The organism is Microbulbifer thermotolerans, assembly GCF_900112305.1.
Taxonomy (GTDB): Bacteria; Pseudomonadota; Gammaproteobacteria; order Pseudomonadales; family Cellvibrionaceae; genus Microbulbifer; species Microbulbifer thermotolerans.
The window spans coordinates 207,454-229,520 of record NZ_FOKT01000007.1 but is presented as its reverse complement, the minus strand read 5'-3'; the positions used below and the strand labels follow the sequence as shown (position 1 = coordinate 229,520).

Here is a 22,067-nt window from a genome sequence, read left to right as displayed (position 1 = left end):
GATTTACCAGTCCTTGAAGTTAATCGCGGACTCGTTGCCGGCAATCCTGATCTCGACAAATTTCGGCCCCACTTCCTTATCTACCTGATAACTGGCACTGGCCTTCACTTCCTTGCCCGACTGAACTTTGCCGATAAAAGTTACCTCCAACGGGTAACTACCTGTCTGCACATTGCCGGTGTAGATTTTCTGTACACCACCTTTTTGCAACGCTTCAATTTCGCGAAAAGTATAGAGATGATGGGCAACTATCTCGTTATTAAGCTTTAACTCAACAGCCTCTAAGTCAAAAGGCTGAAGGTCTGCCAGGGAAACAAAAAACGAGACCTGCGTATTGGATGGAAAGAGAAGCTTTTCTTCCAATTGTGTCAGTTCGGCAGTCAAATCTATTACATCTTTTTTGACGCCTTGAATCTGCTCATCAAGCCCGCGAATATCCTCGCGACTCACATCCTGTGCATTTGCTGCACACACAAGCAGCAATATTGTTAACTGTAGAATTCTAATCATATTGCCCACCTTTGATTCTACCTCTAACAATGAGCACCGGTGAGACCGCTAGCGGCCGCCTTTGGACACCTGAAATAGGGAGGTTTCAATGGGCGGGATTGTATTGCAACCAAGCACAGCCAGATGTGAGACAGGTCAAATCTCAGGCATCCAGACACAGCGGTTTCCAAATGGAGAGGATATATGCACAGGCAGCGCGTGATACACTACAGATCCTGGTCCCGTGTACACCTACCACCCCTTAAAAGCGATTGGGAGCACTGTGTCTTCGCAGCGAAGCCGAAACCTCTCTTCGCCCCAAAACGCTCCCTTTAACCAGGGTCACACTTCGATTGTGCACTGCACTAAAACCAGAAGCATCGCGAAATCAAATGTGCCTTTTTAACTCTTTTGCACACAGGAAGGCGCCAAATACTGTAGGCGAACTCGATACTTCCGGCAATGAAAGATCATGTATTTATCTTGGCGGGTCTAAAATATGAACAATATCATAAAGGTGCCCCGAAACCATGCAACCACCCTTTTTTCAGCGCGCCCCCAGCCTCTCTAGGGGCTGTGAGCCGCTCTGTCATCCTGAGTGTTAGGAAATCTCTGTTAATTCGAATGAATACTGCAGTTGATTCCAGGGCGCCCTAGCTTTGCTTAAAGATCACGTAAAGGAGCCAGAATCTCTATTACTTTGTCTTCGTTAATTCGTTTGAATTTGATATTACTACCCAGAGTAATTTCTTTGATGCTGGCATAAAATTTAACCGGATCCAGCTTCGCTATCGCATCCTCCATACTCAGACCGACTCCCCCAAGGACAGCAACCCAGGGATCTTCATCTCCCCTCAGGGTCAACAAAATCTGCTGCCGATCAAAAGGATCCAGTGCCGGCGGCATATTTAAAAGATAATAATGTGCAGCACTGCCGGCCCCCACAGCCAGGTCCAGCTTCCCCTTACGATTAAAAATAACGCAGCACGGACTTTCCACTCTTCCGTTGTCGAGCGTAAATTTAAACTGATTCGCCGCAAACTGAATAGGCTCTTTGCCGAGGTGGTTATCCACAACTACCACTGCCCCCCCTCTAACACCAATTCCCACGATAAGATTTACGCCATCTTTGCTGTAAGCCCAATACTCTTTAGCAGCAGCACTCGCGGACACAAAGAAAAGCACCCCAATAAGGATCAAATTGCGCATAGTAACCTTTCCTTATAATCAGTAATTACGGTTTTATTTTCACCTGCCATTAGCCCCCCAAGACTAAAGATAAGCAGCTTTTTACCAGACTTACCCAGCCTCTTGGGAAAAGTAAATTGCCGAATATCCCTGACAATCAATAGTCCCACTCTCAGTACACAGCCTCTTCTTCAGAAACAACGATACAATCCAGCCTACTACAAACACTCTGCCACAAAACAACGCCCCAAAATCACATTTGCTGCTTGTTGCACAAACACAATATCGCTTATACAGCCTACCTTCTGCATTGACAGAATATCTGCAAGTATCGCGGATATACATTAGAGCCTCTAAGATGATCGCATTGATATCCGCAACATTCTTAGCATTTCGAGACAAAAGGGAGCCACGTCAGCAAGCATTGCTTCTCTGACAGCTGACTTCTAGAGAACCTCTGATTAATTCATTTCCTGGTGGCAGAAGCTCTTCGGCGGCGGATGTGAAGCCCAGGCAATAGAAACCACCGGATACAAGGCGGTATCCGGCGGAGCTACAGGGAAGCACTTGTGCGTTTTCGAAATATCCGTCCTGCTGCCTGAGCGCCTCGGAACCTACCATTGTGTTCACACGAATTAACCAGAGGCTCCCTAGGTTACCTCCAACTAGCTCATATTAGCGCTACAGCTGGCTCCGTGGTGCCCGCCCACTGGACCTGCAACAACCAGAAAACAATAGTCTAATGGGCAGAATGAAATAGCGAGCCCCAGATACGCGAAAGCCCCGCAAAGCGGGGCCTTCAGAGTGTTGCCGAAATTAACCGGCACTTTGTGATGGTGCCCAGGGCGGGACTTGAACCCGCACGGCCATAGGCCACTACCCCCTCAAGATAGCGTGTCTACCAATTCCACCACCTGGGCAAAAACTGAAATTCTGTTACTGCTGTTCCTCACTCTCGGCTGGAACCTTCTCGGATTCCACTTCCGGCACTTCTGGAAGCTCATCGGCCTCCGGCTGCGCGTCCAGCTGCGGAATATCACTGGGGATATCACTCTCAAGCTCCGGCAACTCACCCGGCTGCTCAATAGCCTGAGGCACCTGAGGCAGGTCCGCGTCTATATTCGCTTCAGCACTCTGCTTGGCCAGTACCGCCAAGCCGAGGCTGGTGACAAAAAATATCGTAGCCATAATGGCGGTAAGACGGGAGAAGAAGTTACCGCTACCCTGGCTGCCGAAAACCGTTGCCGAAGCGCCAGCACCGAAAGAAGCGCCGGCCTCCGCACCCTTGCCCTGCTGCAGCAGAATCAGGCCGATAATGCTGAGCGCGGTCAGGATGTGTACAACTAAAACCAATTTTTCCATTGTATGGAAACTCTCTGTCTGGGTTCCGCAAACCCGCCATTCAGTGTCTTAGGTTCCGCCGGCCAGGTCAATCCGCCGCGCGGCAAATTTTGGCAAATTCTTCCGCCTTCAACGAGGCTCCGCCCACCAGAGCTCCGTCGATGTCCGCCTGGGCGAACAGTGACTCGGCATTATCCGCCTTCACACTGCCGCCATACAAAATTCGCACCGTGGCACCGGCATCGCCCAGGCGCCCGCGAATAAAACGGTGCACTTCCTGGGCCTGTTCCGGCGTGGCTGTCACGCCGGTACCTATGGCCCACACCGGCTCATAGGCGATGACCGAGCACTTCCAGCCGTCGCTACCGGCTACTTCCGCAACCGTCTGTAACTGCCTACCGATCACCTCCAGCGTGCGCCCTTCTTCCCGCTCTTGCCGGGATTCACCCACGCAGAGAATCGGTGTCAGGCCGGCAGTTTGTGCGGCAACAAACTTGCGTGCTACCTGTTCGCTGCTTTCACCATAGAGGCTGCGGCGTTCCGAGTGCCCCACTATCGCGTAGCGGACACCCCAGTCCAGTAACATGGAAGCCGATACTTCGCCGGTAAAAGCCCCGGAGACTTCTTCGCTGAGGTTCTGCGCCCCCAGCGCCACCATTTCCCCGGCTTTTTCCGCCACCAGGGGCAGATAGGGGAAGGGTGGGCAGACCACCACTTCGCAACTTGCGCCGTCGAGGTTGAGCGCCGAGAAAAACTGCTCGGCAAACTCGCGGCTGCCATTCATTTTCCAGTTAGCTGCTACCAGCGGTATGCGCATGTGTGCTCCTTCAAGGGGCGCAAATCTTAGCGATATTGCCGGGGAATGTAAATGCGAAATGATGGATATTGATAAATCCAACCGCACCTACTGTCAGCGAGGGTATGGCAGGCTTCGCCAGTCAAGGCCTAGCACCAGCCAACCGCGCCCTAAACACGTATCTTACGCGTTCCCCACTCGCTCCACCACAGTGGAAATTTTCTTTGCCAGCTGCTCTACCTGTGCGGCATCCTGCCCTTCAACCATCACCCGGATCAACGGCTCTGTGCCGGAGGGACGCAGCAACACGCGGCCAGTGTTCGCCAATTGGCGTTCCGCTTCGCCGACTGCAGCCCGTACGTCAGCGTGATCCAAAACGCCGTCTCGATGGGCCAGGCGCACGTTGATCATATGCTGGGGCAGCATTTTCATGCGCTGCTTGAGTTTTTGCAGCGGCTCGCCAAAGTCACTCACCGCGCGCAATACCTGCAACGCGGACACTATACCGTCACCCGTGGTAGTCGCGTCAGCGCAGATGATATGGCCGGAGGATTCGCCGCCCAGCGACCATCCGTTGGCTTGCATTTTCTCCAACACATAGCGGTCACCCACTTTGGCGCGCTCGAAGGGGATATTGCGTTCGCGCAGAGCCAGTTCAAAACCGTAGTTGCTCATCAAAGTACCGACCACACCGTTACAGCCACCGAGATATTGCTGCCGGTGCAGAGCAATAATAAACAGCAACTGATCGCCGTCGATCAGTTCGCCGTCGCGGTCGACGAACAGTACCCGATCGCCGTCGCCGTCGAAGGCGATACCCAGGTCTGCCCCCATTTCCAGTACGGCTTTTTGCAGCTGCCGAGGGTTGGTAGAGCCACATTCCAGATTAATGTTGAGTCCATCGGGGCTGACACCGATAGCCGACACCTCGGCGCCCAGTTCCCGGAACACCTTGGGCGCAATGTGGTAAGTGGCACCATTGGCGCAGTCCAGTACGATTTTCAATCCGTCTAGCGCAAACCCCCAAGGGGTGGACGCTTTACAGAATTCGATATAGCGGGCGGCAGCATCGTCAATACGCCAGGCTTTGCCAAGGTTGGGGGCAGTGATGATCGGCTGCTCCAGTGCAGCTTCTATATCCTGCTCCACCTGATCCGGTAACTTGCTACCGTCGGCGTTGAAAAACTTGATGCCGTTGTCCTGATAGGGATTGTGCGAGGCGCTGATTACAATACCCGCGCGCGCGTGAAAGGTACGCGTCAAATAGGCGATTGCCGGCGTGGGCATGGGCCCCAAGAGGCCGACGTCGACACCGGCATTGATTAAACCGGCCTCCAGGGCCGCCTCGAACATATAGCCGGACACACGGGTGTCCTTGCCGATCAGGATGCTGGCGCGCCCAGAACGCTTGTCTCCGGCCATTTTCCCCAGCACCTTGCCAGCGGCATAGCCGAGGCGCAGCATAAAGTCCGGAGTGATGACTCCCTCACCTACACGGCCGCGTATGCCGTCGGTACCAAAATATTGTCTCGTCATTTATTTTCCTTAAAACCAGCCCCAAAAAGGTGGGGCGGTCTATACAAGTTCGGATTCAAAGCGCCCCCTGGCCACCGCGGAAACTCTGCCGGGGGCACGAGATCACTGCAGCGGGCGCACCGCATTCAGGAAGAAAGTGCCCCACCTTCGACAATCGCCCACATCCGCAGAACGTCCACCGTTGCGGCGACATCATGCACGCGCAGTATCTTCGCTCCGCGCTCCGCGGCGAGCATGGCCAGGGCCAGGCTCCCGGGCAAGCGTTCGTGAAGCTCCCGGTTCAACAACCGGCCGATCATCGACTTGCGCGACACCCCCACCAACAGCGGGACATCCGGCGGCGCCAGGGCCGCGAGATTGCGCATCAGCGCCAAGTGATGATTGTCGTCTTTGCCAAAACCAAAGCCCGGGTCGAGAATCACGCGCTCGCGGGGAATACCCGCCGCCTCACAGGCCCGCATTCGCGCACTGAAGTAAGTACCCACCTCACGCACTACATCTTCGTAATGCGGCGCCAGTTGCATATCTCCCGGTTGTCCCTGCATATGCATCAGACATACAGGCAGACCGCTTGCGGCAGCAGCCTCGAGTGCACCGGGACGCTCTAGTGCGCGCACATCATTGATTAATCCGGCACCGGCGGCAGCCGCTGCCGTCATTACCGAGGGCGTGCTGGTGTCTACGGATATCACCACGTCAAATCTGTTGTTGATGGCCTCAACTACCGGCAACACCCGATCCAATTCTTCTTGCGCGCCGACAGGGAGCGCCCCCGGGCGGGTGGACTCACCGCCGACATCGATAATGGCCGCGCCTTCTCGCAACATTTGCTCCGCACGCCGCAGCGCAAGATCCAAGTCCAGTGAACCGGCGGAGTAGCAGTTACCACCATCGGAAAAAGAATCGGGCGTGGTATTGAGAATGCCCATGACGACCGGGTTGGTCAGATCCAGGGTATGTTTGCCACAGACTAATTGCATGGGGAGTTATTATCGGTGTGTATTGGGGAAATAACGACTCAGCCCCTCCACCGTCACCGGAAGAGGGGCTGTTACTCAAAACTCTGGAAGCCAGGGTGTAATCAGTGCCCGGACACCGGCCCGCCGATGGGTTTTTCTGCCTCATCGCTACCGGCTTCACCGCTGGGCTTGCCACCACCGGAGCCGAAATCGCTGTCGTGCCAATCGTGGGGCGGACGCACTTTGCGCCGTGCCATCAAGTCGTCCACTTGCTCCGCATCCAGCGTTTCGTATTCCATCAGAGCATCTTTCATCGCCTCAAGAATATCTCGGTTCTCCTCCAGGATTTTCTTGGCACGGCTGTAGCAGTCGTCGATGATACGGCGCACTTCCGCATCTATCTCGGCGGAGGTTTTGCCGGATACGGGATTGCCCTGCCCTGGCTGACCGCTCTCATCCTCGCCGTAGTGCAGCGGGCCCAGTTTTTCTGACAGCCCCCACTTGGTCACCATATTGCGTGCCAGCTGAGTGGCCCTCTCAATATCGTTGGAGGCACCAGTGGTAATCCCCTCGGCCCCAAGCGTCATTTCCTCGGCAATGCGGCCGCCAAACAGAGAACAGATCTGGCTGACAATGGCCCTCCGTGACAGGCTGTACTTATCCTCCTCCGGCAGGAACTGGGTTACGCCAAGGGCGCGGCCACGGGGGATAATGGTGACTTTGTGCACCGGATCGTGCTCCGGCATCAGCCGGCCAACAATTGCGTGCCCCGCCTCGTGATAGGCGGTATTCACCTTCTCCTTCTCGTTCATCACCATGGATTTGCGCTCGGCACCCATCATGATCTTGTCGCGGGCGCGCTCGAAATCATCCATGGTCACCACGCGCTTGTTGGCGCGGGCGGCGAAGAGAGCCGCCTCATTGACCAGGTTGGCCAGGTCAGCGCCGGAAAAGCCCGGAGTGCCGCGCGCGATCGTCTGGGGATTTACCTTGTCATCCAGCGGCACTTTGCGCATATGCACCTTGAGAATCTGCTCGCGGCCGCGAATATCCGGCAGGCCGACGAACACCTGGCGGTCGAAGCGCCCCGGGCGCAGCAGCGCGTTGTCGAGCACATCCGGACGGTTGGTGGCGGCGATGACGATGACACCTTCGTTGCCCTCAAAGCCGTCCATTTCCACCAGCAATTGGTTCAAGGTTTGCTCGCGCTCGTCGTGTCCTCCGCCAACACCGGCTCCCCGGTGGCGACCCACAGCATCGATTTCGTCAATAAAGATGATGCAAGGAGCTTGCTTCTTGGCTTGCTCGAACATGTCGCGGACACGGGAAGCACCCACGCCGACAAACATTTCCACAAAATCGGAACCGGAAATGGAGAAGAAGGGCACTTTGGCCTCACCGGCAATCGCTTTGGCGAGCAATGTCTTACCGGTACCGGGCGGTCCACACATCAGCACACCGCGGGGAATATTGCCGCCCAGGCGCTGGAATTTGGATGGATCGCGCAGAAACTCCACCAGCTCCTGAACTTCTTCCTTGGCCTCATCCACACCCGCCACATCGGCAAAGGTGGTTTTGATCTGATCCTCGCCCAGTAGGCGCGCCTTGCTTTTACCGAAAGCCATAGGGCCGGAACGACCACCGGCACCGCCCTGCATCTGGCGCATGAAAAACATAAAGACCGCGATAATGATCAAAATCGGGAAGCTGGCCACCAGCAGCTGCTGCCAGATGCTGGGAGATTCCGGCTCCCGTCCGACAAACTGCACATTGCTGCGCACCAGCTCGTTGGTCAGTTCATCATCAATGATCTGCGGCTGTATGGTCTTGAAGCGGCTGCCATCGGCCTTTTCACCGGTAATGACCAGACCGTCCACAACCACGCTCTTCACCTGGCCCGACTGCACATCCTGGACAAAGTCGGAATAGCTGAGGGCCTCGTCCCGTGACTGCGGTTTAAAGTTCTGGAACACCATCAGCAGTACCGCCGCGATGATTAACCACAGTACAAGGTTTTTTGCCATGTCATTCAAAGGGATAGCCCTCTCGCTTTCGCTCTCAAAATCCGTTCACACCAGTCTAGCCTGGAATCCCCGCGACCCGGCACAGATGCCGCGGCGCGGATCATGCTTATACCATATCAGGGGCATTGGTCAGAAATGACCCGGATACCACACTGGCGTTTTTATCAGCCTTTGAAGCCCCGCGCCACCACATAGACCTCGCGCGAGCGGGGTCTGGACGCATCGGGCTTACGGGTGACAACACTGTTGTAGCTGCCGCGCAGGTCTCGGATCAGCTGATCAAACCCCTCGCCCTGGAACACCTTGGCAACGAATACGCCGCCGGGCTTCAGTACTTGGCGCGCCATATCCACCGCTAGTTCCACCAGATACATGGAGGCCGGCTGATCCACATCGCGCACTCCACTCATATTGGGGGCCATATCCGAAATCACAAGGTCTGCCTTGTCGTCGCCGAGGCAATCCAGCAGCTGGTTGAGTACCGACTCCTCGGTAAAATCCCCCTGCACGAACTCGACGCCCGGCAGCGCATCCATCGGCAGAATGTCAGAGGCCAGTACCCTGCCCTTGTGCCCCACCAGCTCCGCCGCCACCTGGGACCAGCCACCCGGTGCCGCTCCCAGGTCCACGACGGTCATACCGGGTTTGAACAGCCGGTCTTTTTTCTGCAGTTCCAGCAGCTTGTAGCTGGCGCGGGAGCGGTAACCCTCCTTCTGGGATTGTTTGACGTACTGGTCATTAAAATGTTCACGCAACCAGCGGTGGCTGCTTTTGGATCGGCCCATCGGGTAGAATACTTCCTAAGTTTTTTCATAGGGGCGGCCCGGGGCCGTGATCAGTACCGGTTACCGGTGAGATCACAGCTCCGGGCCGCTCCTACAATTGATATCGAATATCGGAGTATTGTATGCCTTTAACCCCCGACCGCAAAAAAGCCCTGCGCAGCCTGGGCCACAATCTCAAACCGGTGGTCACCGTCGCTGGCAAGGGACTCAGTGAGGGCGTCATGGAGGAGCTGAACCGGGCGCTGGAGGACCACGAACTGATCAAGGTCAAGCTGATGATCGCGGACAGGGAACTGCGCCACCAGGTTATCGGCCAGCTCTGCGAGCAGAGCGGCGCCGAGTTGGTGCAGGAAATCGGCAAAATAGCGCTGATCTACCGCCAGGCGGAAAAGCCCGATCCTCGCCTGTCCAACCTGCTGCGTTGACTGATTGCCTCCCCCGCCGCTTCCCAGCTCGCGCCTAGACTGACGCCACTGGGAGACGGCGAAGCCGGGCGACTTTCAGCCCGAGGCAGGCACACACTCCGCTTTCAGCAGTTCCCAACGCTGCCCATTCTTTGCCCGCTCAAGCCAACATCTGCCGCCGCTAAGCAATAGGCGGAATTTTTCCGGCGACTCCAGATTACGCCCCTGCAAAGGGCGTTGACGCAAGTCTTGCGGAGGATTGCGCTCGATAATGAGCGCACTCTCCCGCGTCAACACCTCTTTCGACAGGACCACATCGGCACCGCCCAATGCCTCACTGACCAGGCGCTGCAGCTCTTCGCGAGCCTCCGGCGTGGCGGCGGCCAGGAGCGCGGGCGTATCGTCACCCACCGCTGGGGGCGAGCTACAGGCTCCGAGCGATAACACCAGCGGCAAAATTGCCCAATTGGCTTTTTTCATAGACTCACCTACCAAGGGTCACAATACGGTTTTGCCGCCAAGCGGGTTTGACTACCTTGCCGTCCGAGAACATCACGCCCAATTGCGGCTGGGCGACAAAGCCCGCAGCGGCGGAGGTTTCACACTGACCATCGGCAATATAGTTCAGCGCCACTGCCAGGCGGCCTTCGTTCTCGTCGCCCAGGGGATGTGAGAAGTCGTCGGCAACCTCACAGCCCTTCACCAGTGCATAGCCATCGTCATAACTACTCGGCGCGAAACCGTCGGAGTATTCACCGAAGCCCTTGTCGTTGACCCCCTTGAACTGGATAGTAAACCAAGTGGTGCCACAGTTATCGGTGGGATAAAAGCCATAGGGCTTGCCGCAGGTCTGAGAGCCGATTAACACCACTTTCACATTCACGCCACGCAGACTGTTGATAATCGCCTCGCTGGCAGAACAGGTATTGGGGCCGGCGAGCACAAAAACCCGCTCCAGGTTCAGGCTCGGCAGCGACTGATTGCCCGGCAGTTCCCACTCGCCCAGAGTCACATCAATAAAGGGAATCGGCTCCAGCGGCTCACCGGTAACCGGGTCGTGGGTGGGATGCTGGTCGTTGAACTGCATCAGTTCAAAAGTTTTGCCCTCGGTGCGCTCGGGCCCCGCGATCATATAGGCGAGCTGACTGGCGATGGCCAGATATCCGCCACCGTTGTAACGCAGATCCAGTACCAACTCGTCTATGCTTTGTTGCCGCAATTGCGTGACCGCATCGCGCAGGGCTTTCTCCGCAGTGCCGATATGATCGTTGAACAGCAGATAGCCCACCCGCTCACCGCCGGAGCCTTCAAGCACATCTACCTTAGGCACTGGGTCTGACACTACATTGGCCGCTGTCAGTTCGACGGTATAAAGCGTCCCGTCCCCGCGTTCGAATTCAAATTCGTGAGTGTCCCCCGCGGCGGATGGCCAGAGGGCATTGTTGATAAAGTCGATATCCGCCTGGGAACTCACCTGCGACATATAGACATCGCCAATACGTACCACGCGCATACCCCGCGCCACCTCGGCGGGCCACTCTTCACTGTCGCTATAAGCGGCATACACCTGCTCGGGGTTGCTGTTGAACACCGCCCATTGAAAGCCGTACCCCACAGAGACGCCAGACTCGGATTGCTGGTTCCATTCGGCCGTAGGCATTGAGTAATGGAAATTGTCTTTTTTGCTGCCGGAAGGTGTATACCCCTCGGTTTTAAGCAGCGCAAAATACTCGGTGGGATCTGCATAGCCAGCCGGGTCCCGATCTTCTATCTCGTCGTACCAGAGATAAGTCTCGTGACTCCATGAACGCAGCCAATTGTTTTCCCACAGTGCCGAACTGCACTGGTTGGCGAACTCATCCGACGGCAAGAAAACACCTGGCTGCCAAGCGGAGGGCTGGTCATCATGCCCTGCGTCATCCCCACCGCCTCCGCCGCTACTACAGGCGGAGAGCTGGATCGCACTGAGGGTGAGGAAAACGCATATAAATAGATGTCGGCGGGTCCCCCCCATACAACAAGCTCCTTGTTTTATATGTTATTGGAGCCAAAGAGGTTATCACCGCCAACGGTTTTGTTCGACAGAACACATGTGGCTTGGTGTGATCTGTGAACTACGCCTCAGCCGCAACCGGCTGCCCGGCCTTGCTCAGTTTTGCCAGCACGGCCTGCAGGCTCTCCTTGGCATCACCGAACAACATGCGCGCATTTTCCTTGTAAAACAGCGGGTTGGCGACGCCCGCGTAACCGGAAGCCATGGAGCGTTTCAGGATCACCACCTTGCCGGCCTTCCACACCTCCAATACCGGCATGCCGGCGATAGGAGATCCGGGCTTTTCCACTGCGTCCGGGTTAACGGTATCGTTGGCTCCGATTACCAGCACCAGATCGGTATCGGGGAAGTCATCGTTGATTTCTTCCATTTCCAGAACGATATCGTAGGGCACGTTGGCCTCCGCCAGCAGTACATTCATGTGCCCGGGCAGGCGGCCCGCCACCGGGTGTATACCGAAACGCACTGTCTTGCCCTGCTTGCGCAGCCTGTCGGTCAGATCGCTGACCGCCTGCTGCGCGTGGGCCACGGCCATACCAAAACCGGGCACTATGATGACGCTGCGCGCGCTTTCCAGGTCCGCTGCCAGTTCGTCGTAACTGGTCGCCACTGCCTCGCCTTCTATCTCGCCCTCGGCCACTTCGCCACCATCGGAGCCAAAACCGCCCAAAATTACGCTGATAAAAGAGCGGTTCATGCCGCGACACATGATGTAACTGAGGATGGCACCGGAGGAGCCGACCAGAGCGCCAACCACAATCAACAGATCATTGCTGAGCATAAAGCCGGTGGCCGCGGCCGCCCATCCGGAGTAGCTGTTCAGCATCGAGATCACCACTGGCATATCGGCGCCGCCGATCGCCGCAATCAGGTGGATGCCGAGCAGCAGGGCAATGGAGGTCATGATCAACAGATTGATCACCGTGCCCGGATTGAGATCAGAGGGAATAAACAGTGCACCCAAGACCACACAGGCGAGAATCGCGGCCAGATTCAGCCAGTGGCGCGCGGGCAGCATCAACGGCTTGCCGGAAATCAATCCCTGCAATTTCCCGAAAGCCACCAGAGAACCGGTCAGTGTAATTGCCCCGATAAAGATCCCCAGATAGATCTCGGTGTTATGTACCAAGTGCGCGGCGCCAGTCAGGGATACCCGCGGATCCAGAAAGCCGCCCCAACCGATCAGCACCGCGGCCAGCCCGACAAAACTGTGCAGCAACGCCACCATCTGCGGCATCTGTGTCATGGCCACGCGCTTGGCCAGTGTGAGGCCAATTACCGCTCCCACTGCCATGGCGATGGCCACCAGCCAATAAGCGCCAGCGGCGATACCGGCCACAGTGGCCCCGATGGCCACAATCATCCCCACCATGCCGTATAGGTTGCCGCGCCGCGCGGTTTCGTGGCTGGAGAGGCCCCCGAGGCTGAGAATAAACATCACCGCGGAGAAGAGATAAGCCATGGAAATCATACCGTTCATCACTTTTCTCCTCCCTTAGCGCCGGAACATTTTCAGCATGCGATAGGTGACAAAAAAGCCACCAAAGATATTGATACTGGCCACCAGAACACCGACAAACGCCAGCAGTGTCACCAACCACGAACCCGTCGCGCCGACCTGTAACAGCGCGCCGACAATGACGATACCGGAGATCGCGTTGGTTACACTCATCAGCGGCGTGTGCAATGCGTGGGTCACATTCCAGATCACCTGCCAGCCGACGAAAATCGACAGTACAAAAACGGTGAAATGGGATACAAACTCCGCCGGCGCCACGCGGCCAAGCCACAGTAGCAGGGCACCGGCCACCGCCCAGAACGCCAGAATGGAAAGCGGCGATTTCTTCTTCGGTTTTTCCGCCTCCACTGCCACCTGCGGTTCAGGTTTCTTTTCTACCGGTTTTGGCTGCGCGGTAATTTTCGGCGGGGGCGGCGGCCAGGTGATCTCACCACTCTTGACCACAGTGGCACCGCGAATAACCTCGTCGTCAAAGTTGATATTGATCTCGCCGTTTTTTTCCGGGGTGAGATCGCTCAGCAAGTGCGCCAGGTTAGTAGCGTAGAGACTGGAGGATTGGGTGGCGGCACGGCTCGGCAAATTGGTGTAGCCGATAATGGTCACACCGTTTTTGACGACCTTCTCATCGGCCACGGTGTAATCACAGTTGCCGCCCATCTCAGCAGCCAAATCCACCACCACTGAGCCCTCGGCCATACTGTCGACCATATCGGCGAGCCACAGTTTGGGCGCGGGCTTGCCGGGAATCAGCGCGGTGGTAATGACGATATCCACTTCCTTTGCCTGTTCGCGGAAAAGCGCCATTTCCGCTTCGATAAACTCCTTGGACATTTCCTTGGCGTAGCCGCCAGTACCCGAACCCTCTTCCTCGATATCCACAGTGAGGAACTCGGCACCCATGGATTCCACCTGCTCGCGCACCTCGGCGCGGGTGTCAAAAGCACGCACTACGGCGCCCATGCTCTTGGCAGTGCCGATCGCGGACAGGCCGGCAACACCGGCACCGATTACCAAGACCTTGGCCGGCGGTATCCTGCCAGCGGCGGTAATCTGCCCGGTAAAGAAGCGACCGAAGTTGTGTGCCGCCTCGATGACCGCGCGGTAGCCGGCAATATTGGCCATGGAGCTGAGCGCGTCCATCTTCTGCGCGCGGGAAATCCTCGGAATGGATTCCACAGCCAGAGCATTGATTTTTTTATCGGCCAGTTTCTGCAGCAGCTCCGCGTTCTGCGCCGGTTTAAGAAAAGCGACCAGGGTTGCGCCTTCTGGAATCAGCGCCAGTTCTTCGTCCGTAGGTGCCTGAACCTTAAGCACCAAACCGGCACCCTCCAGACACTGTTTGATATCCCCGCGAACTTCGGCGCCGGCCTCTATATAGGCCTCATCAGTAAAAGAGGCCCGTGTACCGGCGCCCTTTTCCACCACGACGGAAAAACCCAGTTCGCGCAAACGCTTTACACTTTGAGGCGTCGCCGCTACACGCGCCTCCCCTGGTGCGGTCTCTCTTGGAATGGCTATGATCACCGCTATGCTCCCTCACAATTGCTGTTATTTGGATAACTAATCTACCGCTATAGTTACCTCTGTTACTTTTGGTCTGACCAATTGGTAAGAAAGCCGAGTGTAAACCTGCTGACGCAAGATGAAAAGAGGCGGAGGGCGGTAGCAGCGATTAAGTTCTTCTATAACGTTCTTAGCCTGAAATAATCGATGTTTTTTACGGCAAGAACGTTGCAAAAGAAACCACTTGTCTAATTTTTTGCACAGACAAATAGGGTATAGACAGCCCCTACGAAAATTAGGGAACCTCTGATTAAGTCACTTTCTGGTGGCAGAGGCGCTTCGGGGGCGGATGTGAAGCTCAGGTGATAGGACGGGCATTTTGAAACCGTCGGATACAGGGATGTATCCGTCGGAGCTACAAGGAAGTACTCGTGCGTTTTCGAAATGTCCGCCCTATTGCCTGAGCGCCCCGGAAGCTACCATAGTGTCCACGCGAATTAATCAGAGGTTCCTTAGAGAAGCGCCAAGCAATTCGCTGCCGAGACACTCCAGTATTTCGCAGGCAAACATAAAGCTCAGGTGATAGGATATGCCAATAAGCCGCCGAATACAGTGTAGCGCGCAACTTTGGAGGCGCATTTATCGGCGGCTCCTTATTCCAGAAATTTTCGATAAAAACGATGCTGAAAATTCAACAGATCGATCATATCGTGCTGCGTATAAAAGAACTGCAACCGATGCTGGATTTCTACACGAACATTCTCGGCTGTACTGTGGAGCGCGCGCAAAAAGAAATCGGCCTGTACCAATTGCGCGCGGGCAGCAGCCTGATCGACCTGATCCCCGTCGATCAGAAACTGGGGCGCGCCGGCGGTGCCGCACCTGGTGCAGAGGGGCGTAACCTGGACCATCTTTGCCTGCGTATAGATCCCTTTGACGCCGAGGAAATCACCACCTACCTACGCGACAATGGCGTGGACGCAGGCCCCGTGGAATCCCGTTACGGAGCCGAGGGGGAAGGCCCTTCGATTTATATCTCCGACCCGGAAAACAATGTGGTGGAATTGAAGGGGCCACCTTGGCCCCAAGGGAAACGCTGATTCATTCGCGCCGGGCCCACCGGCCGACATCCAAATACTGGGGACCACTGCCCTCCTCCGCCGCAACATCGCCCGGGTTGCGCAACGGGCAACTGTCCATCGACAGGCAGCCGCAACCGATACACTCCTCCAGCCGGTTGCGCAGCAATGTCAGCTGCTCGATACGCCTGTCGAGATCCTCGCACCAGCGCGCCGACAGCCGCGCCCAGTCTTTCGCATTGGGCGTGCGGCCATTCGGCAGGGTATCCAGCGCCGCGCGTATCTCCGCAAGCGGAATACCGGTGCTCTGCGCCACCTTGATAATCCCCACCCGCCGCAAAACATCACGAGAGTAGCGCCGCTGATTACCGGCGGTGCGCCAGCTGCTAATCAGCCCCTTGCTTTCATAAAAATGCAGGGTGGAAACCGCCAACCCACTGCGCGCCGCGACTTCCCCCACGGACAATTCCCTGTGCAATCTATCACCACACTTACTCATAGCCAGCCGCAATTTCCACCATAGTGAATATTCATAAAGCCGCGCATCGGCGGCCATTGACCTCAAGTTAAGTTGAGCTTTTACACTGCGCGCCGTTCGATTGCAACCACGGGAAAAGTCACTATGAGCAATAATCTTCATCTGGCTGTTATCTATGGCAGTGACCGCGAAGGTCGCTTCTGCGACACGGTGGTCAACTGGTTGGCGGGCCAACTGGAGCGCAGCGGCTACAAGCGCGTGCGCTTTATCGACCCCGCGGACAAAGCCACCGATACCCACACAATCCTCGACGCAGCCGATGCCTTTATCGTCGTCACCCCGGAATACAACCACGGCTATCCCGCCCCCCTCAAGGCCATCATCGATTCCGCCAAGGCGGAGTGGCAAGCCAAACCCCTGGGGTTTGTCAGTTACGGGGGCGTTTCCGGCGGTGCCCGCGCGGTGGAGCAGCTGCGCCAGGTTTTTGCGGAACTGCACACAGTGACGTTGCGGGACAGCGTCAGTTTTATCAACGCTTGGGAGCAGTTCGATGACAGCGGCTGTCTGCGGGAACCGGCACGCGCGGAGAGATCCCTTGCGCGCATGCTGGCACACCTGCGCTGGTGGGCCCTGGCCCTGCGCAAAGCCCGCGAGGAAACCCCCTATGAGGAGATCCTTGCATGAGCTTTGTGCCCCCGCCCGCGGGTGAGGTGCCGCCGGTCTCCCCGCTGCGCCGCGCCACGCTCCTGTGCCTGGCGGCGCTGACAATTATGTCCGGAGCGACCATAGCGCCTTCCCTCCCGGCACTGCAGGCCCACTTTGCCAATCATGCGGACAGCCAGCTGCTGAGCCGGCTGGTGTTGACCCTGCCGGCACTGTTTATCGCTCTCTGCGCCCCGGTGGCGGGTGCGATTTGTGACCGTTTCGGGCGCATGGGAATTTTAATGGTATCCGTCCTGCTCTACGGGCTGGCCGGTCTTTCCGGCCTGGTGGCCGACAGTCTCTCCGCCATTCTCGCCGGTCGCGCGCTATTGGGGGTATCAGTTGCGGGGATCATGACTTCCATAACCGCACTGGTGGGGGATTACTTCAGCGGCCGCGAGCGGGAAAAATACATGAGTCAGCAGAGCGCTTTTGTCAGTTTCGGCGGCGTGCTGTTTCTGATCGGCGGAGGGTGGCTCGCAGACCTGCACTGGCGCGCCCCCTTCGCCATTTACGGAGTTGCCCTAATCCTGCTGCCGGCGGCGCTACTCTACCTTAAGGCGCCGACACACAAAGCCCGCGCTGTTGAGGTTTCACCTTCCTCGGACACTGTACCCTACCTGCTGCTGGGGACGATCTTTGCCACAGGGCTACTCAACAGCCTGACTTTTTATCTGATACCGACCCAGCTGCCCTTTTTGCTACGGGAGATCGGCGTTGAACAACCGAGCCTCACGGGTTTGGCCATTGCCGGCGGCAACCTGATGGGCGCACTGTCATCCCTCTTTCTCTATCACCGCATCCGTGCAAAACTGGGATTCGCTGGCGTATTCGCCTTTTGTTTCATCTTTATGGCAAGCGGCATGTTTTTGATCTCATCCGCGAATGCCTTGACCGCAATCCTGGCGGCAACCTGCGTGTTCGGCGTCGGAATGGGATCGCTTATGCCACATCTTTTTTCCGGCGCCATTCAACTCGCGCCGCAGAAAATGCGCGGCCGCATATCCGGCGGACTCACCGCCAGCATATTTACCGGCCAGTTCCTGTCGCCGCTCGCAAGCCAACCGAGCAGCCACTACCTGGGACTTTCCGGCTGCTTTGCCGCCGCCGGACTGCTGCTCCTGCTTGCGGCTTCAGCTGCTCTCGCTGCCGCACTGCGGCCTCTTTTCAGCAGTCCATCCCGGCCAATTTTGAGGCAATAACCAGCATACGCCAGCGGGGAAGCGCGCATTGGCTTGCCCGCGCCTCCCACCCGGCCAAAGTATCCATGCGCACTGATGGATACAGGCCGGGACACTTTCGGGATATTTTGCTGGAGAAACCGACTACCCTGGAAAAATTCACGCTTAGTAAACTCTCCGGCAAACAGGATACGGGACCGTCAGCAATTGCCGTGCGCCGCGACCATGCTGCGGGAAACACTTCAGCCGGGACCACCCGCCGTATGGGATACTATGACAGCATCAGAGACCGATGCGGAGTCCGGCATCGCCGGGAAAATTGTCACTTACGCCTGTCGATCGGAGCGCGGGCCAGCCGACCAAGGATTTTATTTTTCGGGAAGGAGAAACAGTGGAACCGATAATTTCCGTCAAAGGCCTCAACAAAACCTACGCCGGTGGTTTTACCGCCCTTAAGAATATCGACCTGGAGATTCAACGCGGGGAAATTTTCGCGTTGCTGGGACCGAACGGGGCCGGCAAGACCACACTGATCAGTATCATCTGCGGCATCGTCAACCCGAGCGGCGGCACTGTGCGGGCTGGGGGATTCGACATCCAGCGCGACTACCGGCGCGCGCGCGGCGAGATCGGCTTGGTGCCACAGGAGCTGGCCACGGACTCTTTCGAAAGTGTCTGGACCACGGTCAACTTCAGCCGCGGCCTGTTCGGCAAAGCCCCAAACCCGGCCTATATTGAAAAAATCTTGCGCCAGTTGTCCCTGTGGGAAAAGAAAGACAGCAGGATCATGGCTTTGTCCGGCGGCATGAAGCGCCGGGTGATGATCGCCAAAGCCCTATCCCACGAGCCCAGCATACTCTTCCTGGATGAGCCCACCGCTGGCGTGGATGTCGAACTGCGCCAGGACATGTGGAAAATGGTGCACAGCCTGCGCGAGTCAGGGGTCACTATTATCCTCACCACCCACTATATCGAAGAGGCGGAACAGATGGCCGACCGAATCGGCGTTATCAACCGCGGTGAGCTGGTTTTGGTCGAAGAAAAAAACACATTGATGCAAAAAATGGGAGAGAAGGAACTGAGCCTGCACCTGCCGGAACCCTTGCAGGCGGTGCCGGAATCCCTCGCCGATCTGCCTCTGACCCTGAGCGCCAACGGCAGTCAGCTGGTGTACCGCTTCGATATCAAAAGCAGCGATACGGGCATTGCCGAATTTCTCCGCCGCCTCAACGAGGCCAATATCGAGTTTCGCGATCTGCACACACGCGAGAGCTCCCTCGAGGAGATCTTCGTCGGTCTGGTGCGGGGCGCACGCAAAGAGAAAGAAGAACAGTTGACCAAGGAGGCCCAGGGATGAACTGGTACGGAATTCGAGCCATTTACCAATTTGAAATGGCGCGCACCTGGCGCACCCTGATGCAAAGTATCGCTTCCCCGGTACTCTCCACTTCCCTGTACTTTATTGTCTTCGGCGCCGCCATCGGCTCGCGCATGGGAGAGATAGACGGCGTCAGCTACGGGGCCTTTATCATCCCCGGATTGATTATGCTGTCACTGCTCTCGGAGAGTATTTCCAACGCCTCATTCGGAATTTTCTTTCCGAAATTTTCCGGCACTATCTACGAAGTATTGTCAGCTCCGGTATCGGCCTTCGAAATCGTCGCCGGCTATGTGGGCGCCGCGGCCAGCAAGTCGATCATACTCGGCGGTTTGATTCTGGTTACCGCGCGCTTTTTCGTCGACTATGAAATCGTCCACCCCTTTTGGCTACTCGCCTTCCTGATATTGACCTCAGTGACCTTTAGTCTGTTCGGCTTTATCATCGGTATCTGGGCGGACGACTTCCAGAAACTGCAAGTGATTCCGCTGATGGTGATCACCCCCCTGACCTTTCTCGGCGGCGCCTTCTACTCCATTGATATGCTGCCCGATCCCTGGCGCACAATCACGCTTTTCAACCCGGTGGTCTACCTGATCAGCGGTTTTCGCTGGGCCTTCTACGGCGTGGCGGATGTGAATGTCGCTGTCAGCCTGGGAATGACATTGATCTTTTTAGTGATTTGCCTGACTGCGGTCTGGTGGATTTTCCGTACTGGATACCGGATCAAAACCTGAAGAAGTGATCCTGTGGGGCGGGCGCGCTACCCGCCCCACATTCAATCAGGGGCCATAGGCGCGCAGAAAAACCTGCACCACCTCATCCACCCGCTCGCGGATTTCACACTCGCTAGGCGGTGCACAACTATCCACCAGCACCTGCATATGCCGACATCCCATCAACATACCGAAGAACTGATCCGCAGCCGCAGCCGGGTTCTCCACACGTAGCAACTTCAGCGCCACCGCCCTGCGGAGTAGAGACTCCATCTCACTCAGAGTGCGCCTGGGCCCTGCCTCCAAATACAGCTGCGCCATCTCCCGGCAGGATTCCGCACATAGAATGCGCATCAGGCTGATGGCGTCCTCCCCCTCAACCAGGGACAAGAAAGCGGTACCTATCCGCGTCAGTACCTGCTCAATCGAATCCCCATTCTCCAAAGCAAAGATCGGCAGCGGCATCTGATTTTCGCACTTGGCCTCAATGGCCGCGGTAAAGAGCGTCTCCTTATCGGAAAAGTGGCTGTAGACCGTGAGCTTGGACACCCCCGCAGCGGAGGCCACCGCATCCATACTGGTGCCGGCAAAGCCTTGGGTCAAAAACAGCCCCTTGGCCGCTTCGAGAATTGCCCGGCGTTTGGCCGGGTCCTTGGGGCGGCCCCGAGGCACAGGGGCAGAAATCGGTTCTGGCATGGATCTACTAATACTAGACTCGACAGTTTACTAAATTTACTATACTGGCCAGTATAGCATTGCCGGTCACTCCGGCGCCCGTTTTCACGCCTTTGCACTCGGGAAGGGTTCTGACTATGTTCCGACCGCTTGTGATCGCCGCGCTTCCGTTTTGCCTGGCACTGGCAGCTTGCACACCGCAAGATCCCAAGGAAGGAGAAGATAAACCGCGCCCGGCGGTGATGGTGCAACCGCAGACCGCCGGAGCGCAGCGGGATATCTACCCGGGCGAGATCCACGCTCGCTACGAGCCAGCACTCTCTTTCCGTATCGGCGGCAAAATCAGCCGGCGGCTTGTGGACGTGGGAGACAGAGTCAAAAAGGGCCAGCCGCTGGCGGAGCTGGACGCCAAAGACCTGCACCTGCAACTGGACAGCGCCCGCGCACAGCTCTCTTCCGCTGAAGCGGACCACCGTCTGGCCAAAAACGAGCTGACCCGCTACCAAAAGCTGCTAAGTAAGCAGCTAATCAGCCGTTCCCAATTCGACACAGTGGAAAGCCGCTTCGAGGCCAGTGCCGCCCGACTCGAGCAGGCGCAGGCACAGCTGGATGTGGCGCGTAACCAGGCCAAATACGCGATATTAAAAGCCCCTCAAGATGGTGTTATCGCCCGGCGCCTGGCTGAATCAGGACAGGTGGTGGCCGCCGGACAGACGGTCTTCACACTGGCCGCGGATGGCGACCGCGAAGTACGCATCGATCTGCCAGAGCAGGATATCGGCCACTTCGAAGTGGGCCAGGTGCTGGCGGTGGAACTCTGGTCCCGGCCCGGAAATTTTTTCCCGGCGCGCATCCGCGAAATATCCCCGGCCGCCGATACCACATCCCGCACCTTCGAGGCGCGGGTGGCCTTCGACAACCGCGAAGTGGGCGCGGAACTGGGGCAAAGTGCCCGGGTATTCGTAGACAGCGATGCCGCCAGCGGCACCGTCTCTGTCCCCTTGTCCGCAGTCACCGCCGACAACGGCCAGCCCTACGTCTGGGTGTTGGACCCACTGCAGCAGACGCTGCACAAAAGACTGGTAACCCTCGGCCCCTACGGCGAGGAAACTGTGCCGATATTGAGCGGGCTCGGCCCCGATGAGTGGGTGTTGGCCGCCGGCACTCACCTGGTGCGGGAGGGACAGCGGATTCGCCCGGTGGACCGGATGAACCGCCCCATCGATCTCGACCGCAAACTGGCACATCAGGAATAACCGAT

Annotated in this window: 21 protein-coding genes and 1 tRNA gene; 7 read left to right on the top strand and 15 right to left on the bottom strand. The window is 57.1% G+C overall.

Translation table 11 applies throughout. From position 1 onward, the window contains the following. Positions 1-3: 3 nt before the first annotated feature. The 9 genes from BM155_RS13030 to rlmE form a co-directional block, all read right to left on the bottom strand. Entirely contained in the window at positions 4-510 is a 507-nt protein-coding gene (locus BM155_RS13030; protein ID WP_067157393.1) for a hypothetical protein, read from the bottom strand. 642 nt (positions 511-1,152) lie between these two features. After that, positions 1,153-1,698 carry a hypothetical protein gene (locus BM155_RS13025; protein ID WP_067151732.1) on the bottom strand — a complete coding sequence of 182 codons (546 nt, stop codon included), beginning with the start codon at positions 1,696-1,698 and terminating at the stop codon, positions 1,153-1,155. Between the two features lie 813 nt (positions 1,699-2,511). Next, positions 2,512-2,597: transfer RNA gene (locus tag BM155_RS13020), tRNA-Leu, on the bottom strand. A 16-nt stretch (positions 2,598-2,613) separates the two neighbouring features. Beyond that, positions 2,614-3,039 (bottom strand): preprotein translocase subunit SecG, encoded by a 426-nt coding sequence (gene secG / locus BM155_RS13015; RefSeq protein ID WP_067151729.1) that lies wholly within the window; start codon positions 3,037-3,039, stop codon positions 2,614-2,616. Between the two features lie 67 nt (positions 3,040-3,106). After that, positions 3,107-3,835 carry a triose-phosphate isomerase gene (gene tpiA, locus BM155_RS13010; RefSeq protein WP_074903575.1) on the bottom strand — a complete coding sequence of 243 codons (729 nt, stop codon included), beginning with the start codon at positions 3,833-3,835 and terminating at the stop codon, positions 3,107-3,109. 162 nt (positions 3,836-3,997) lie between these two features. Then, positions 3,998-5,350, bottom strand: coding sequence for a phosphoglucosamine mutase (glmM, locus tag BM155_RS13005; RefSeq protein ID WP_067151724.1), 1,353 nt, complete (start codon positions 5,348-5,350; stop codon positions 3,998-4,000). A gap of 125 nt (positions 5,351-5,475) precedes the next feature. Next, the gene (folP, locus tag BM155_RS13000; RefSeq protein WP_074903574.1) at positions 5,476-6,330 is read right to left on the bottom strand and encodes a dihydropteroate synthase; all 855 of its coding nucleotides are present in this window, start codon (positions 6,328-6,330) and stop codon (positions 5,476-5,478) included. Positions 6,331-6,431: 101 nt separating this feature from the next. After that, a complete protein-coding gene (ftsH, locus tag BM155_RS12995) occupies positions 6,432-8,333 on the bottom strand; it encodes an ATP-dependent zinc metalloprotease FtsH (protein WP_067151718.1) in 1,902 nt (633 codons plus the stop codon). A 164-nt stretch (positions 8,334-8,497) separates the two neighbouring features. After that, positions 8,498-9,118 (bottom strand): 23S rRNA (uridine(2552)-2'-O)-methyltransferase RlmE, encoded by a 621-nt coding sequence (gene rlmE / locus BM155_RS12990; RefSeq protein ID WP_067151715.1) that lies wholly within the window; start codon positions 9,116-9,118, stop codon positions 8,498-8,500. A gap of 122 nt (positions 9,119-9,240) precedes the next feature. On the opposite strand from rlmE, the gene yhbY reads away from it, so the two are divergent. Further along, entirely contained in the window at positions 9,241-9,543 is a 303-nt protein-coding gene (yhbY, locus tag BM155_RS12985; protein ID WP_067151712.1) for a ribosome assembly RNA-binding protein YhbY, read from the top strand. Between the two features lie 75 nt (positions 9,544-9,618). Here the strand turns inward: yhbY and BM155_RS12980 are convergent, their stop codons facing one another. The 4 genes from BM155_RS12980 to BM155_RS12965 all read right to left on the bottom strand — a co-directional run bounded on the left by BM155_RS12980 (position 9,619) and on the right by BM155_RS12965 (position 14,618). Then, entirely contained in the window at positions 9,619-10,002 is a 384-nt protein-coding gene (locus BM155_RS12980) for a hypothetical protein (protein WP_067151709.1), read from the bottom strand. Between the two features lie 4 nt (positions 10,003-10,006). After that, on the bottom strand, positions 10,007-11,536 hold the full coding sequence (locus BM155_RS12975) for a S41 family peptidase (RefSeq protein WP_074903573.1): 1,530 nt from the start codon (positions 11,534-11,536) through the stop codon (positions 10,007-10,009). Between the two features lie 100 nt (positions 11,537-11,636). Continuing rightward, positions 11,637-13,055: a Re/Si-specific NAD(P)(+) transhydrogenase subunit beta gene (pntB, locus tag BM155_RS12970; RefSeq protein ID WP_067151703.1), complete on the bottom strand. Its 1,419-nt coding sequence runs from the start codon at positions 13,053-13,055 to the stop codon at positions 11,637-11,639. A gap of 15 nt (positions 13,056-13,070) precedes the next feature. Then, positions 13,071-14,618: a Re/Si-specific NAD(P)(+) transhydrogenase subunit alpha gene (locus BM155_RS12965; RefSeq protein WP_175487799.1), complete on the bottom strand. Its 1,548-nt coding sequence runs from the start codon at positions 14,616-14,618 to the stop codon at positions 13,071-13,073. 659 nt (positions 14,619-15,277) lie between these two features. On the opposite strand from BM155_RS12965, the gene BM155_RS12960 reads away from it, so the two are divergent. Then, entirely contained in the window at positions 15,278-15,697 is a 420-nt protein-coding gene (locus BM155_RS12960) for a VOC family protein (protein ID WP_074903570.1), read from the top strand. Position 15,698: 1 nt separating this feature from the next. On the opposite strand, the gene soxR is transcribed toward BM155_RS12960, so the two are convergent. After that, complete coding sequence (soxR, locus tag BM155_RS12955; RefSeq protein WP_269454581.1) at positions 15,699-16,136, bottom strand: redox-sensitive transcriptional activator SoxR; 438 nt, start codon at positions 16,134-16,136, stop codon at positions 15,699-15,701. Positions 16,137-16,298: 162 nt separating this feature from the next. Here soxR and BM155_RS12950 point away from each other — a divergent pair, with 162 nt between their 5' ends. The 4 genes from BM155_RS12950 to BM155_RS12935 all read left to right on the top strand — a co-directional run bounded on the left by BM155_RS12950 (position 16,299) and on the right by BM155_RS12935 (position 20,152). After that, the gene (locus BM155_RS12950) at positions 16,299-16,838 is read left to right on the top strand and encodes an NADPH-dependent FMN reductase (protein ID WP_067151685.1); all 540 of its coding nucleotides are present in this window, start codon (positions 16,299-16,301) and stop codon (positions 16,836-16,838) included. After that, positions 16,835-18,058: an MFS transporter gene (locus tag BM155_RS12945; protein ID WP_074903568.1), complete on the top strand. Its 1,224-nt coding sequence runs from the start codon at positions 16,835-16,837 to the stop codon at positions 18,056-18,058. Before BM155_RS12950 ends, BM155_RS12945 begins: the two co-directional genes overlap by 4 nt. Positions 18,059-18,428: 370 nt before the next feature. Further along, entirely contained in the window at positions 18,429-19,394 is a 966-nt protein-coding gene (locus BM155_RS12940) for an ABC transporter ATP-binding protein (protein ID WP_067157387.1), read from the top strand. Then, positions 19,391-20,152, top strand: a complete 762-nt coding sequence (locus BM155_RS12935) for an ABC transporter permease (RefSeq protein WP_067151680.1) — start codon at positions 19,391-19,393, stop codon at positions 20,150-20,152. The genes BM155_RS12940 and BM155_RS12935 overlap by 4 nt, the downstream gene beginning before the upstream one ends. Positions 20,153-20,197: 45 nt before the next feature. Here the strand turns inward: BM155_RS12935 and BM155_RS12930 are convergent, their stop codons facing one another. Then, positions 20,198-20,827: a TetR/AcrR family transcriptional regulator gene (locus BM155_RS12930; protein ID WP_067151677.1), complete on the bottom strand. Its 630-nt coding sequence runs from the start codon at positions 20,825-20,827 to the stop codon at positions 20,198-20,200. Between the two features lie 116 nt (positions 20,828-20,943). On the opposite strand from BM155_RS12930, the gene BM155_RS12925 reads away from it, so the two are divergent. Continuing rightward, complete coding sequence (locus BM155_RS12925; protein WP_074903566.1) at positions 20,944-22,062, top strand: efflux RND transporter periplasmic adaptor subunit; 1,119 nt, start codon at positions 20,944-20,946, stop codon at positions 22,060-22,062. Positions 22,063-22,067 lie beyond the last annotated feature (5 nt).

Bases quoted from the DNA above. Each gene is read 5' to 3' on its own strand.
- BM155_RS13030 (WP_067157393.1), bottom strand. From the start codon at position 510: ATGATTAGAATTCTACAGTTAACAATATTGCTGCTTGTGTGTGCAGCA.
- BM155_RS13025 (WP_067151732.1), bottom strand. From the start codon at position 1,698: ATGCGCAATTTGATCCTTATTGGGGTGCTTTTCTTTGTGTCCGCGAGT.
- secG (WP_067151729.1), bottom strand. From the start codon at position 3,039: ATGGAAAAATTGGTTTTAGTTGTACACATCCTGACCGCGCTCAGCATT.
- tpiA (WP_074903575.1), bottom strand. From the start codon at position 3,835: ATGCGCATACCGCTGGTAGCAGCTAACTGGAAAATGAATGGCAGCCGC.
- glmM (WP_067151724.1), bottom strand. From the start codon at position 5,350: ATGACGAGACAATATTTTGGTACCGACGGCATACGCGGCCGTGTAGGT.
- folP (WP_074903574.1), bottom strand. From the start codon at position 6,330: ATGCAATTAGTCTGTGGCAAACATACCCTGGATCTGACCAACCCGGTC.
- ftsH (WP_067151718.1), bottom strand. From the start codon at position 8,333: ATGGCAAAAAACCTTGTACTGTGGTTAATCATCGCGGCGGTACTGCTG.
- rlmE (WP_067151715.1), bottom strand. From the start codon at position 9,118: ATGGGCCGATCCAAAAGCAGCCACCGCTGGTTGCGTGAACATTTTAAT.
- yhbY (WP_067151712.1), top strand. From the start codon at position 9,241: ATGCCTTTAACCCCCGACCGCAAAAAAGCCCTGCGCAGCCTGGGCCAC.
- BM155_RS12980 (WP_067151709.1), bottom strand. From the start codon at position 10,002: ATGAAAAAAGCCAATTGGGCAATTTTGCCGCTGGTGTTATCGCTCGGA.
- BM155_RS12975 (WP_074903573.1), bottom strand. From the start codon at position 11,536: ATGGGGGGGACCCGCCGACATCTATTTATATGCGTTTTCCTCACCCTC.
- pntB (WP_067151703.1), bottom strand. From the start codon at position 13,055: ATGAACGGTATGATTTCCATGGCTTATCTCTTCTCCGCGGTGATGTTT.
- BM155_RS12960 (WP_074903570.1), top strand. From the start codon at position 15,278: ATGCTGAAAATTCAACAGATCGATCATATCGTGCTGCGTATAAAAGAA.
- BM155_RS12950 (WP_067151685.1), top strand. From the start codon at position 16,299: ATGAGCAATAATCTTCATCTGGCTGTTATCTATGGCAGTGACCGCGAA.
- BM155_RS12945 (WP_074903568.1), top strand. From the start codon at position 16,835: ATGAGCTTTGTGCCCCCGCCCGCGGGTGAGGTGCCGCCGGTCTCCCCG.
- BM155_RS12935 (WP_067151680.1), top strand. From the start codon at position 19,391: ATGAACTGGTACGGAATTCGAGCCATTTACCAATTTGAAATGGCGCGC.
- BM155_RS12930 (WP_067151677.1), bottom strand. From the start codon at position 20,827: ATGCCAGAACCGATTTCTGCCCCTGTGCCTCGGGGCCGCCCCAAGGAC.
- BM155_RS12925 (WP_074903566.1), top strand. From the start codon at position 20,944: ATGTTCCGACCGCTTGTGATCGCCGCGCTTCCGTTTTGCCTGGCACTG.